General features: G+C 59.2%; 13 protein-coding genes. All 13 read right to left on the bottom strand.

The window, feature by feature from the left end; genetic code table 11:
• Positions 1-8: 8 nt before the first annotated feature.
• Positions 9-1,463, bottom strand: coding sequence for a flippase (locus P0111_05905; GenBank protein ID MDF0643544.1), 1,455 nt, complete (start codon positions 1,461-1,463; stop codon positions 9-11).
• Positions 1,444-2,772, bottom strand: a complete 1,329-nt coding sequence (locus P0111_05900; protein ID MDF0643543.1) for a hypothetical protein — start codon at positions 2,770-2,772, stop codon at positions 1,444-1,446. The genes P0111_05905 and P0111_05900 overlap by 20 nt, the downstream gene beginning before the upstream one ends.
• Positions 2,769-3,668: a hypothetical protein gene (locus tag P0111_05895; GenBank protein ID MDF0643542.1), complete on the bottom strand. Its 900-nt coding sequence runs from the start codon at positions 3,666-3,668 to the stop codon at positions 2,769-2,771. The genes P0111_05900 and P0111_05895 overlap by 4 nt, the downstream gene beginning before the upstream one ends.
• 184 nt (positions 3,669-3,852) lie before the next feature.
• Complete coding sequence (locus tag P0111_05890) at positions 3,853-4,467, bottom strand: class I SAM-dependent methyltransferase (protein ID MDF0643541.1); 615 nt, start codon at positions 4,465-4,467, stop codon at positions 3,853-3,855.
• Complete coding sequence (locus P0111_05885; protein MDF0643540.1) at positions 4,464-5,126, bottom strand: acetyltransferase; 663 nt, start codon at positions 5,124-5,126, stop codon at positions 4,464-4,466. The genes P0111_05890 and P0111_05885 overlap by 4 nt, the downstream gene beginning before the upstream one ends.
• 3 nt (positions 5,127-5,129) lie before the next feature.
• Positions 5,130-6,161 carry a GNAT family N-acetyltransferase gene (locus P0111_05880; protein ID MDF0643539.1) on the bottom strand — a complete coding sequence of 344 codons (1,032 nt, stop codon included), beginning with the start codon at positions 6,159-6,161 and terminating at the stop codon, positions 5,130-5,132.
• Positions 6,158-8,062 carry an asparagine synthase (glutamine-hydrolyzing) gene (gene asnB / locus P0111_05875; protein MDF0643538.1) on the bottom strand — a complete coding sequence of 635 codons (1,905 nt, stop codon included), beginning with the start codon at positions 8,060-8,062 and terminating at the stop codon, positions 6,158-6,160. Before asnB ends, P0111_05880 begins: the two co-directional genes overlap by 4 nt.
• A 47-nt stretch (positions 8,063-8,109) precedes the next feature.
• Positions 8,110-9,255 (bottom strand): DegT/DnrJ/EryC1/StrS family aminotransferase, encoded by a 1,146-nt coding sequence (locus tag P0111_05870; protein ID MDF0643537.1) that lies wholly within the window; start codon positions 9,253-9,255, stop codon positions 8,110-8,112.
• 9 nt (positions 9,256-9,264) lie between these two features.
• Positions 9,265-10,260 carry an NAD-dependent epimerase/dehydratase family protein gene (locus tag P0111_05865; protein ID MDF0643536.1) on the bottom strand — a complete coding sequence of 332 codons (996 nt, stop codon included), beginning with the start codon at positions 10,258-10,260 and terminating at the stop codon, positions 9,265-9,267.
• Between the two features lie 321 nt (positions 10,261-10,581).
• Positions 10,582-10,977, bottom strand: coding sequence for a type II toxin-antitoxin system VapC family toxin (locus P0111_05860; GenBank protein ID MDF0643535.1), 396 nt, complete (start codon positions 10,975-10,977; stop codon positions 10,582-10,584).
• Entirely contained in the window at positions 10,974-11,213 is a 240-nt protein-coding gene (locus P0111_05855) for a type II toxin-antitoxin system PrlF family antitoxin (protein ID MDF0643534.1), read from the bottom strand. The genes P0111_05860 and P0111_05855 overlap by 4 nt, the downstream gene beginning before the upstream one ends.
• 194 nt (positions 11,214-11,407) lie before the next feature.
• A complete protein-coding gene (locus P0111_05850; protein MDF0643533.1) occupies positions 11,408-12,541 on the bottom strand; it encodes a glycosyltransferase in 1,134 nt (377 codons plus the stop codon).
• Positions 12,542-12,699: 158 nt separating this feature from the next.
• Positions 12,700-13,857 carry a glycosyltransferase gene (locus tag P0111_05845; GenBank protein MDF0643532.1) on the bottom strand — a complete coding sequence of 386 codons (1,158 nt, stop codon included), beginning with the start codon at positions 13,855-13,857 and terminating at the stop codon, positions 12,700-12,702.
• Positions 13,858-13,879 lie beyond the last annotated feature (22 nt).

The following is a 13,879-nucleotide window of genomic DNA, read 5'->3' as shown; positions in this document are numbered from 1 at the left end:
CTTCCGACCTACTCCTCCGCCGGCGCCCCGGTCGGCGGAATGATGGCGGCCAGGGTCTCTCTGAACATACCCCATCGCCAGATCATTACTATGGGAAGAGACAAGACGAGGATCTTGACCAGAACCGTCCGAAGCCCCGTGTCGAAGCCGTTCAGCGTCCAGGCGGCGGGAACCGACAGCACCCCGACGACAAAGACGGACAGCAACTGATTCCAGTTCAGCGGCAACGGATGAACCCGCTGCGTCCAGTAGAGGTAGGCTCCGCTGAGACTGAAGTACGTCACGGTCGTGGCCAGAGCCGCACCGAGAGCGCCCAATCTCGGAATCAACACCATGTTGAGCACGACGTTGAGGATTGCCCCGATCCAAGCCGAGACGGCGAAGATACGGGTCCGCTTTTCCAGCGAAATACCCACGGCGGTAATCTGCGTCGTCCCGAGAAATACGACTCCCAACACCGCGACGATCAGAATGTTCGCCGCCGGCCAATACCGTTCCGGGGTCGTGAGGACCAGCAACTCCTTGGCGAACATCGACAGGACGCAGCCGGCAAGAGTCAGCATCAGAAACCATACGGAGAACACTTCGCTGTAGACCTTTCGATAGTCGGAACGTTCGGCTCGAACCTTCATCGCCCACGGACTCCAGGCCTGTCCGAACGCCGTATTGAGGAACATGACGATCGCGGCGAATTTGAATGCGATCCCATACAGCCCCACTTCATCCATATTGCTCAATTGGGCGATCATCCAGCGATCGATCGAGCCCAACACCCAATAGGCCAGCCCGCTGAAAATGAACGGGTATCCGAATTGAAACAAGGTCTGGGCGACGCCGGAGTTGAAACCGACTTCCAGATCCTTGCCGATCATCCAAAGTCCGAGCGGAACCGCCAGCAATCCGGCGACGGCGGACCCCATGAAGATTCCCGTCACGCCGAACCCGAATGCCAGGATGAGCAGCAACCCCACCGCCACTCCGACGGCGTTCTTCAGGAAGGCGACGCAGGCATACCGCCATGGAGCGAACTGGAGACGGAGCACATCAAGCACGTACTGGAGCGCCACGGAGGGAATGAGCCCGGCGAGTGCAAACAGGATGAGCGGCCAAGACACCCCATAGTGCTCTTCGACCGGCCGCCTGATCGCATAGAGTCCGGCGGCCGCCGCCGCGACCAGGACGATCGTCGAGCCGGACTGAAAGAGCAGTCCCGTGGATACAAGTCGCCGCTTGCCTTCCTCGGTCATACCGGGCTCCCAATAATACCGCTGCACGGCGTTGTTCAGTCCGAGACTGCCGCACATCGTCAAGAGCATCGAAAAGGCCGTCACCAGTTCAATCACCCCGAAGTCGCGGACCGAGAACGTATAGGCATAGATTGGAAACACCGAGAAGGCCAGCACCTTGAACAACAGATCGCTGGCCCCGTAGAGAAGGACGTCTTTACCGAGACTCGTAAGCACTTGCAACGTAGCGAGGTGGGATTCGGCTGTTCACGAGGGGATGTTTCACCACCGCTTTCTCGCGGCAGTAGGCCGATTTGAGCGGATGGTACAGATTCATCAAGTCCACATCCTCGCCCGCGAACTTTCTGTAAATGGAGCCGAACAGATATTGTGCTGTGGCGTAGGAATGATATTTTTCGGCATAGGCCCTGCCGGCCGCGCCCAATTCCAATCGCAGCGACGGATTCGCGACCAGGACGCGCAGGACTTCGACGATGGTGTCGGGGCCGGCCGAAACGATAGGGCATTCGTCGAGGAACGAATAGCGTCGGAATACCTCCGTTGCGGCACGATCTTCGAGGTTGGCAATGACGGCTAAACCGCTGGCCATGCCTTCGATCGCATTGAGCCCGTATCCGGGAAGGATCAACTGGTCGGCGAGCAGATCAACCTCCTGCATGAGGCGCCTGACTTGATCGTTCGAAATACGCTCCGCGAGCACCAATTCGACGGACAACCCTTCCGCCTTCAATTGATCAACCGCCGCCAGAATATATTCGGTTCCCTTGACCCCGCGATGATTCGGCGCGTGCAGGATACGGACCGGGCCGTCGGCAGGTCTCTCCAATCCCCGCCGCGTCCGGCTCCAGGTATCGGTGTCGATACACACCATGTTTCCACTGGGAATGTCCCACCGCCCTATGCCGTCCATTGTAAAACCCATGACGATGACATCCGCATGTCTAGTCCAGTATCGAACCGACTGTTCGACCTCTGGTTCTCGCCTTGCTGCCTCCGGATAAGATAGCAACAATGCATTGCGAACGGTGGGATCGCCTACCCTCGAATACCTGTAAATGTCTGTGCCGTAAGGCACCACCACCGTCCGAACACCGGCCAGCCGATACAGCCAGGCCTCACACCGCCATAACAGCGCGGTCCTTCCAAGAGGTCCTCCCGAAAACGGAATATGTACGACCTTGGCCTTTCGAACGATATATAAATGGGCAACGTAAGGACCGAACAATCGCGTCAGAATTCCGAATGAACGGATCCCGATTAGGTCCTCATAGTAGATGTCATAGTCGCTGCGTTGATTAATGGCGGAGTAGTAGGTCGACATCAGCGTGCGGGACTCCCAACCGGCACGCCGCATGGCTTCCGACCAATACTTGTTGTTGATGATGGGGACGGGCCCCCAGATCAGGAGCTGCTGGCCTGCTCTCGCTGCGAGGCTCGCGAGGGCCAGCCACGGAAGACAAGCCAGATCGAAAACAAATGCCACGGCTCTGACAAGCCCGCGGAACACCGGCGACACATCCCTCATGATGGCGTTATTGACGCTGAAGCTTCGGAGTTCTCGGCGACGGCGAGGCCGATGCCGTCGCGGCCGAATCCATTGCCGTTGTAGAACATGTACAGTCGGTTTTCGTACTGAATGACATGGGGATAACAGATCATTGCGCTGTCGAATCCTTCCGGAGCGACATCGAAACCGACCGCGTCGTCCATCCTTGTCCAGCTCTTGCCGTCGTCCGATTCGGCATATCCGATGCGATAGGGACGGACCGGCAACCGAGCCGTCGAATACCACATACGATAGGTATCACCTGATTTGAGCACGCTTGAGCGGGCGATGTTGGTTTCATCCCTTGAAGCAAAATCAATCGCGACGGTTCCGTCCCGAGTCCAGGCAATCCCGTCGGCAGACTCCGCATATTTGATGTGATACACGGACTTCAGCCCCCCGTCCGCAGACTCTTCCCAGCGAATGCCTGATACGTAGGTCATTCTCCATAGACCGTTATCGATGAACACGTTCGGCGAGGTCACCAGGCATGGATCGTATTCGCTTCGCGCCATGATCGGCGATCGAAACAATCTTCCAAACGACCGTCCTCCGTCCTCGCTGACCGCCAGTCCGATTGAGGCATAGAAGAGAGGTTGACGGTATCCTCGGTTCCATCCGATAAAGTAGAGGTATTTCTTGTCTCCGACCGTCACGATTGACGACGGATAGACGCCGTGCTCATCAAAGTGTCCCGCCGGGCCCGGGGACAAGAGCGGCTGCTCGGCGGAGCTGACAACTTGTGTGGGATGATTGAGATCGATTTCGATGCAGCCGATGTGAGAGCGCTGCGACTCGTCACGGCTTGCAAAATAGACCCGGTAGAGTGCCCCGCCAAGTTGATCGGCAACCGGCAATTGGCAATGAGACTTCATCCAGGCCCTTCGCGTGTCCGGTCGATAGATCAGCCCTTTTCTTTCCCATCGGAGGCGGGGAAATCTCATGTTCAAGATGCCGCACGCGCCCGGGTGCACGCACAGGGGCCGATGTCGTCACGGTGATCCGCGCCGCAACCGATCACTGACGTCGCATGTTTCAGGGAAGAGTCGATCTGCGAGACTACTTTCGTACCGTGATCGTCCATTCAAATAACGGATAATCGTGCAATAACGACACCCGACGGGAGTACCGCCGTTTGCAATAGTCGAAAAAGTACAACGGATCACCATAGTAGAGATGGGATTCTCGATAATCGACATACGTGGAGAGCAGATTAAATGCAAATCCCTGCGAGGAGTATTGGAAGAGGTTATCAAGCGTCCGCTCGATGTGGCCGAGCCATTTTGTTTCGTCCTCCTGCAGCCGGACGTTAAAAATGCCGCTGGCGAACGAATAGTCCGCCGTTTCATCCAAGACGCTGCTTCTTCGGAAGTCACCGTGGGGCACCAAGACCTTGGCCTGCGCGAGCATTTTCTCGCTGATGTCGTAGCCGCGAAACAGGGGGACCGTGATACCCCTTGAGATCAGATAGCTATACAGGGCGCCGTAGCCGCACCCGAGATCGTTGATGCTTGCCCGACCACTCGCATCGATGACCGAAGCGAGCTTGTCGAATCTGAGCTGGTGCGAATCCTCATCGCGCCAGCCGACTCCCAAGGGCTTCAGCCCGTGCTGTTCCAGGCTTTCTTCGTAGAGTCTCGCAATCGACTGCAGATCGGTCTTATCGTCGGTCATCGGAGGAAGTTGCTGCTGTCCTTGGGGAGTTTCTTGGCGCGTTCGGCGACATGAACTTCGCCGTCGGCCGTGGGCTTTTGAATGAGCGCGCCCGGCCCGATGATGTTATCGTTGCCGATGACGACACTGTCCGCAATGGTTGCATTGACGCCGAGGAAGCATCGATCGCCGACCGTGCAATGACCGGAAACGACCACATGGCTCGAGATAAAGCAATTCGCCCCAATCGAGCTATGGTGACCGATGTGGTTTCCGCTCCACAAGATCGTTCCGTTCCCGATTTTGACAAAAGGTTGAATGGTATTATCTTCGAACACAAAGACATTGTCTCCCAATTTGGTGTCACCCCAATGCGTCGCCTTTGATGACAGATAGGTCAGCAACTTGTATCCCTTTGCTCGCGCCTCGAAACAGTATTGTTCCCGTAACCGGTTCAGGTGCCTATAGCCGACAGCCACGAACATCTCGTGCGAGTCCGGGGGGAATTGGATCGCCACCGCCTCGAAGGCAACAAGCGGACGGCCGAGGAACTGCGATTGACCGACAAAGTCCCCCGTAGCGGTGAATGCGACCACGCGGTACGAGCTATCGTGGGCAAGATAAAAGTCGATAACCTCCGCAAGACTGCCGGTGCCGAAGATGACGGCTTGTTTCGTCATGACCTATGTCGTAGAGGTGAGACTGTGAAACGGAACGACAAAGAAATCCGGATAGGCCGAGAGAATCTCCGATTTCCCCCGTCTCAAAATGTCCGGCTCGTTGAGCTGCGTGAAATACCGGTAGGACTCGTCCTTCGCGCCCCATTTGCGCTTGAACCGCAGCACGCCGTCCTGACTGAGCCAGGTCCCACCCCAGTTCCAGCGGAGAAAGCCTTGACGCGCGGCATCGACCATGGCTCTCGTTAAAATGAGCGCCATGGGCTGGCTCTCACGGTTCTTCGAAACCGTGACGGGGGTGAAGTATTCCACGGTCTTGTGGAAATAGAACAGCAACAGTCCCGAAATCAACGTTCCGTTCTGCTCGGCCACATAAATACGATAGTCAGTCCCGGCCTTGAAGTGCGTCCGCACCTTAGCGAAGAAGTCGGGACTCTTCGCCTTGCCTCCAATTTCCGCCATGTTGTCAGAATGCACGGCCTGGATGAACGGAAGCTGAGCGTTGTCGATCCGCACCGTGACGCCGCTGGACTCGGCCTTCCGGATGTTGCGTCTCGCCGAACCGTCTATGGCGCTGAGCAGACCCGACTCGGGATCACGGTCTCCCCACGACAACGGGGTACACTGCGCGATCCGCTCGTCGATCATGGTATGCGCGGGAGTCGCCGCAGACGCACGAAACGGATGACAGACCCACGTTGCCGCCGCGACACCGGATTCCGAGGCCAGCTCGTTGTACTTTGCCGTGAGTGCCGATGCGGCATCATGGCCGATCGCCAGAACACCGCCGTTGCTGCCGTAGTACGGAAGCGAGTTGATGACCCGGCCGTACGGCCCATCACGCTGCATGATCGGCAGCACGCCGGTGATCAGCTTCTCATCCCAGGCAAGCCAGTACTGGGATTCGCACTGCAGCAAGTCCTGAAGAAATAATTTGTACCGTATTGAATAATACAGGAGGGAATCCTCGATACCGAGTAGGAAGGCTTCATACGCGGCTTCGTCGCTCGGCCCCAGGACCGAGAGCCTGGATGTCAACGCACCTGCTCCTGTTTCCGCGCGCCGCCGTCGAGAAAGGTTCGGCACCATTCCTCGAAATAGACCAGCGACCAGATCAAGAGCCGGCGGTTCTGACGTCCGTCCAGATGTTCGTCGACCAAGCGCTGAATGGCCTCTCGATCGAAAAATGCGTAGATCCGTGGAGCCCCCTTGAACAGGAGCTTGCGGACATAGTCGATGCTCTCCCCTCGAAACCAGCTGGCATCAGGGGCCGCGAATCCCTGCTTCTCCGCTTGAGTGATCGCGTCCGGTATGTAGTTCTGCATCGCTTTGCGGAGAAGCAGCTTCCCGTCGCGGGTGCGCTCAAAGTACTTGCGTGTCTTGGCGCCAGGCTCGTTTTCATTGAGCTTCACCACTTCGTCCAGGTTGCCGAGTTTGAATCGGACAGGAAGACGCTGAGCAAAGTCGGCCAGGTCGTTGTCCAGAAACGGCACTCGGGTTTCGAGGCTGTGCGCCATGGACAACTTGTCCTCCACGACCAGCAGTCCGTGGAGGAAGGTCCGCGCTTCGAAATAGAGCGAATGACTGACATAGTCCTCCGGCCTGGTAAACGTCTCCGCATGCTTTTGGAACACATCACGGAAAATATCCCGGGTCCACACCTTCGAGACGTCCTTCCAGATCGGCCTGAATACCTGCTGAATCGCCTTGTTGGGAATGAGTCGTTGCCAGAAGAGATAGTACTTGTCGATATAGTGTTCAAAATCATCGTTCACGACCGCTCGGTAATACCGCCAGGGATATCCGCCGAACAACTCGTCTCCGCCGGCTCCGGACAGCACGACCGTCACGAACTTGCTGGCAAGTTGAGCCGTGTAAAAGTTCGGATAACTCTGTCCCACTCGCGGTTCTTCCAGCTGGTAGACGAGGCGAGACATGATGCGCTCCATGTCGCCGGCCTTGAGCACCATTTCATAGTGCTCGGTCTTGAATAAGTAGGACATATGCTCGGCTCTGGCCCGCTCGTCGTAGCCGAGTTCGACGCCGGACACCGAGCTCAGATCGAATCCGGTCGTGAACGTCTTGATATAGGGCAGCTGCGATGCGGCGACTGCGGTAATGGACCCGGAATCAATCCCGCCGCTCAGGTACGAACCGACGTCCACGTCGCTGATTAATTGGCGGTTGACGGCCTGCCGGAACAGCCGACTGAGTTCTTCGGCATATTCCTTCTCGTCGCCCGCGGTTTCCGGTTCGACGAAGCGATAGTCCCAGTACCGTGTGCTCGTCAGGTCGCCTCTTCCTGGACGAATGGTCGCGTAGGTGCCGGCCGGCAGCAGCTTGACGCCTTTGAAGAGAGTTCGGTCGGTGAAGAAGTTCTGAAAGGTGAAGTATTCGAGCAGTGCCTCACGGTCGAGTACGGTTTCATACGCCGGATGCGCAAGGATCGCCTTGATCTCGGAGCCGAAGAGCAGCGTGTTTCCCGCCGCCACGTAGTACAGCGGCTTGACGCCATAGCGATCCCGGGCCAGGACCAGCGTCTGCTCCTTCTCGTCCCAAAGCGCAAAGGCGAACATCCCGTTGAACCGCTCGAGCGCCTTGACTCCCCATTCGGCAAGAGCATAGAGGAGCACTTCGGAATCGGTCCTGGATCGGAACCGGTAACGAAGGCTCTCCAACTCAGCGCGGATTTCCTGGAAATTGTAAATCTCCCCGTTGTAGGTGAGGACATACCGCCCATCCGGCGTCACCATCGGTTGATGCCCGGCCGGAGACAGATCGATGATGGCCAGGCGCCTGTGGCCAAGCGCCACATGGCTTCTGACCCATTGACCTTCCCCATCGGGACCCCGGTGGGTGATGGCGTCGGTCATGCGCTTCAGCAACACCGGCGAGGCCGGAGCCCCGTCAAGATGCACGATGCCTGCGATGCCGCACATACCCGGATCGTGTCCTTTCGCTTCGACGGCGGATCAGGGACTGAATTTCACAGACCGCGGAGTGCTTGAACGATATAGGAGACGTCGCCGTCGGTCATTCGGTTATGGAGTGGGATCGCCATGGTGTTCCGATCGCAATCACGAGCGCCGGGAAAATCATCAGGCTTCAAACCGAAACGTTGCCGATAGTACGCGAGCATATGCACCGCGTGGGTTCCCGGCCTGGTCGAGATGCCCCGCTGCTGCAAGGTTTCCATGATCTCGTTGCGCGAACGAGGAGCCGTATTGGGATTCACATAGGTCACGAAGGCCTGCCAGGCATGACGGCCCTTCGGAGGTTCTTCCGGCATGCGGAGCCACGGCACATTCGCCAATTCCTTTCGGTATCGCGCAGCCAAAGCGGCCCTCTCGTCGATGAACCGGTCCAGCTTCTTCAACTGCACCAGCCCCACCGCCCCTTGCAGATCCGTCATCCGGTAATTGAACCCCAGCAGCTCGAACTCCGGAAGGAGATAGGGCCGAGGCCCATGATGCCGCTCCTCTTCCGACACCGACGCCCCGTGATTGCGCAACTTTCTGACCCGGTCGGCCAGTTCGTTGTCGTCGGTCGTCACCATGCCACCCTCGCCGGTCGTGATGGACTTGCGCGGATGAAAGGAAAACACCCCGAGATCACCCAATGCACCGGCAGAACGGCCCTGCCAACTTGCCCCTGCGGCGCAGGCCGCGTCCTCCACGATTTTCACGTCAGGCCGAACCACGTTGCGCAGTGCGGTCATGTCGGCGCAGAGGCCGAAGAGATGCACCGGGATAACGACCTTGGTCTTGGGGGTCATTCGGCAGGCCACGTCCTGCGGATCGATGTTATAGGTGACACGGTCGACGTCGGCGAAGACCGGCGTGGCGCCGCAGTAGAGCACGACGTTGGCCGTCGCCACCCATGTAAACGCAGGAACGATCACTTCATCCCCTGGTCCGATTCCCAGCGCAGCAAGCGCCAGGTGAAGCCCCGTAGTCGCGGACGTCACGGCCACGGCATGCTTAACCCCATGCCGGGCGGCAAAGGCCTGCTCGAACGCGGCGACTTTCGGTCCCTGGGTCAACCACCCGGTTTCGATCGGCTCGCGCAACGCCTGCCATTCCTCTTCTCCGAGGCTCGGCGTGGCGATCTGAATCTGACGATGTTCGGTCATGAGCGCCTTTTACACCCCGGCCGCAGCACGTCGCGCCGCCACTTCTTCCTTATGCGCCGCTCTCCACGCGATCAATCGGGCGAGTCCTTCCTTCAGTTCTACCTTGGCCGTAAATCCGATTTCGTCGCTCGCGCGCTTCGCGGACCCGATCCGGTTTCGCACCAAGGTGGCCTGACTGCGCGGCGCGTATTTGATCGGCGCTTTGCATCCGGTCAGATCGATCACCATCTCGGCCAACTGCTTGAGCGACGTCCGCTTGCCCGTCCCGACGTTGTAGAAGCGATCCGTCGTCTCGGCCTTCATCGCGCACAGGTTCGCCCGTCCGCAGTCGGCGACCGCGACGAAGTCGAACGCCTCGCTGCCGTCTCCGAGGATCGTCGGTCCCTCCCCACGGTCGATCGCGTCGAGCATCTTCATGATCACCGCGATATAGGCCCCCCGGTAGTCCTGCCGCGGACCATACACATTCATGTATCGCAATCCCACGAAATCGAGCCCATAACGATAATGAAAGGAGCGGGCCATCGCTTCGCCGCAAATTTTCGTCGCCCCGTAGAAATTCTTGTTGTTGAACGGATGGTTTTCCGTCATGGGTTCTTCGACGGCGTCCCCGTATACCGACGCCGACGAGGAGTAGACGAGCCGCGTAATCTTGTTGGCCACGCAGGCCTCCAGCACGTTGAACGTGCCTCGTACATTGACATCGAACGCCGAGCGCGGATATTCGTGGCATTGAAGCAGCCAGAGCGCCGCGAAATGGAAGACCGCGTCCATGTCCTTCATCGCGGCGTCGAGAATATCGGTCTGGCAGATATCTCCGCCGACCTCGTAGATCTTGACGCGCGGATCCTTCAACGCCTCGTGGAGATTCTCCTGTCTGCCCCGCACGAAGTTGTCATAAATCCGAATCTCCGCGACATCTTCCTTGACCAGTTCGTCCACCGCGTGCGACCCGATGAGGCCGGCTCCGCCGATGACGATCACTTTCTTTCCCTTCAGATCCACGTGATGGCTCCTCTCGTCAGACAGTACGAACCTTTGCGGCGGCCTTCGCCAATCCGTCGCACTCTTGACCCTGGTCGGAAATCCCTTCCTTATAGCCCACTTATCGGAGTAAATCCCAGAAGAAGGCCGGCTTAGCCTGCATACAGCTCCGCCCTCTCACTTACAACCGGGAGGTGCCGGTCGCCCACCAGCCCGACCCAGGGCGCAGTGTACACGGCTGCGAGGGATGTTGGAAGTGACTGTGATGGCAGGGATCTTCCGGCCGGAGCGAACGCTCGAAGGGGTCAGGCACCAGTCGGAAGGGTGCCTGACCCCACGGCGCTACAGTAGTTGGAAATCTTCCAGCTTGCCTGCGGCCTGATCGAAGGTGACGGTCTCATCGCATCCCCCAAACCGATTGGTGGTTCCCAGTAGACAATCCGCGAAGTCCGCCTTCCCTTTTTGGTATGCGCGAAAGGCGGTCCACGCAGACTGCGTATCCTCAATCTTCAGCTGGCTGGTCCTCAACAGCTTTTCCAATACAGGTACGATCATGTCTTTTGAATACCCGTAGGCGCTTTCCAACACCCACACCAGTTCACACAGGACGATACGATTGATAAACCCTGGGTCATCACGCGTACATCGCTTTGCGATCACGTGAGCGGCTCTCCGCGATTGTCCTGGGTCGTCCTGAACCAAGTATCTGACCAGAACGTTCGTGTCGAGACCGATCATCGCCGGCCTCCTCGTTTGCGAATCGCGCGGTTCATGTCCTGGACACTGACCGACCGAGCCGGGGGCTTGAGCATCCCCGCCAACTCTGACACATCAATGCTTGCCGATAACATCAGCACACGGCCATCCTCATCGATCACAAATTCCAGACGGTCCCCAGGCCGAAGATTGAGTCGTTTGCGAACATCCTTGGGAATGGTTGTTTGACCCTTGCTGGTCAGGGTTGAGGTGGACATCCTTCATCCTTACTAGAGATGCAGATCCTTACAATATAGTAAGCCTCCATTAAAAACAAGCCATCGCGCGCCTCGCCCTTCACGCACACAGATCCGCTCTTTCTACTTACAGGGGAGGAATCCGACCGCCCACTCTCCCCGACTCAGAGCGCGTTGGAAGTGACTGTGATGGCAGGGATCTTCCGGCCGTCCTCTCAGGCCACGGCCGGGTCGTTACAGATCTCGGCGTAGAACGCCTGGTAGGCATTGATCACGCTGGTGAGGGAATAGCGGGACTGGATCCGCGCGCGGGCGGCGGTTCCCAAGGCAACGCGGGCGGCCGCGTCCCGGTCGATCAGATTGATGACGGCGGAAGCCAGCGCTCCCGGATCCCTGGGCGGCACCACGAGGCCGGTATTGTCGACGATCATTCTGGCGTCGCCGACATCCGTCGTGACGCAGGGGACCCCGCAGGCCATGGCCTCGCCCAGCACGTTGGAGAACCCTTCGCCGAACGCGGACGTAAGACAGGCGACGTCGGCTCCGGCGAACAGCCGGTCGATGTCGTGCCGCAACCCAAGGACATGGACATGGTCATCCAACCCGGCCCGCGCCACCTCCGGACCCAGCATATGCGTCTGTTTACCGGCCAGCAGAAAGTGCACCGTGGGACGGAGCCTGACGATCCGCTTGGCGGCCTCGAGGAAGGTGGCGTGATCCTTCATCGGATCGCAGCGCGCAATCAGCGCCACGATTCTGGCGTCGTCCGGCAGGGCCAGTTCGTCGCGCAGTTTGCGGGCCGCCACCGGGTCTGGACGGAACCGGTTCGTGTCGAATCCGTTCGGGATATAGGCCCAACGCCGCGGCCGGTAGCCGAACCTCTCGTGGATCCGTTTGCCCGCCTCGCTGTTCGTGACGATGGCCACCGGTATGCGCGAGCACCAGCAGAGCATCTGCCGCACACAACGGGTTTGGAACGGATAGTACTTGAGCTGCATGTCCGAGCAGCGGATGTTCCACACAAGTCTGGTCGACTTAATGAAGCGGGCGGCGAGGAGACTGATCAAATCGGCATGGTAGAGCCAGCTCTGCATGATGGTGGGCTGCGCCGCCCGCAGCGACCGGATCAGCTTGGGCAGCGAGGCCATGTCGGGACGGCCGCGCTTCATTCCGAGCGAATGAACCACGATGCCGGAGGACTCGATCCGATCCGCCAACTGTCCCCGGTCTGTCAGCGAGATGACGGTGTTGTGGAATCGACCTCGATCCATCCCTGTGACCAGCTGGGCGAGCATCAGCTCGGCCCCGCCGACCTCGAGATTAGAAATGATATGGACGATGCGAATCATGCGAAATTGACCATAACGGTTGTGAGCATTGGGCATCACTGGGGAAACCCCTTGCTTCGTTGATTTTCATCCCAGCGCGGCGCGGCCGGCTCTTCGTCGCATCAGCTGAGAATCGTGAAGCTTGCGCGAAGGCCTGGTGGATTCCCTTGTGAGGGATTTCACTTGAGCGAGCCGGCGAGCGTGAGGGCGCTGACCGAGGCGTCGACCAGTCGATCCAATCCAAATTGCCGGACGATCCGCTCCCGGGCCGCACCGCCCAGACTCGCGCGCTCCGAACGGTCCGCGGATAAGAGCCTCCGCCATGCGGACACCAGTTCGTCACTGCGGTCCGGCGGCACGATCAGGCCTGTGTCTCCGACGATCCGCCTGGAGTCGCCCACGTCGGTCACCACGCAGGCGCGCCCGCACGCCATCGCCTCGGCGACCGCATTGGAGAACCCCTCACCATAGGACGAGCTGGACGTCAGGAGATCGAGCCCATTGTAGACGTCTTCGATCGGATCATGCTCATCCAGCCAGCTGACCAGGCCGGCGAGTCCGAGCCGGTCGGCCTGCGCGCGCAGATCCTTCTTCAATCGCGCATTCCCGTCCCCGACACAGACGAAACGAGCGTTCCCGCCGGCGGCGATCAACGAGGCGGCGGCCGTCAGGAAGGTCCGGTGGCCCTTCATCGGATCGATGCGCCCGATCAAGCCGATCAGAGGCACGTCATCTTCTATGCCCTGGCTGCGACGGAACCGGCGGCCGGCCGCGGCATCCGGCTTGAACCGTTCCGTATCGATGCCGTTCGGGATGCACAGCATCTTCTCCGCAGGAAATCCCTGCGCCACGGCATACTTCACCCCACTCTCGGAATTCACGATGATGAGGTCGCAGAAGCGGGAGAGTCGCGACTCGAGCCGATAGAGCACGCGATCGAGCCATCCGTAGCGCCCCAAGTCCATGTTGCTCGCGCGAATCCCCCACACGACCGTCACGGAAGGAACCGCCAGCTTGGCCAGCAACGCCAGAATGTTGGCCGTGCCGAGATAGCCGTGCACCACGGTGGGACGAATTCGGCGAACCAGCTTCACCAGTCGGGTGAGGCACGACAGGAGGTCCCACCGCGTCTGTTTATCGAGCGAAAACACGGGCGTGGCGGTCCGTTCCAGCTCGGCGCGCCAGGGCCCGCCCTCGTAGAGCGTGGCCACCGCGACGGAGACGTTCCGTTTCGCCAGGCTCCTCACCAACTCGACGAGCTGGCGCTGACTGCCGCCGCAATTGAGCGATCTCGTGAGGAAGAGCCACCGCACCGGTCGCTCTGCGGTCTTCCTCATGCGCGCTCGCCCGGATCGCCGA

Source organism: Nitrospira sp. (assembly GCA_029194535.1).
Lineage (GTDB): Bacteria > Nitrospirota > Nitrospiria > Nitrospirales > Nitrospiraceae > Nitrospira_C.
The sequence above is the reverse complement of the archived record's forward strand: the minus strand, read 5'-3'. Positions and strand labels throughout refer to the sequence as shown.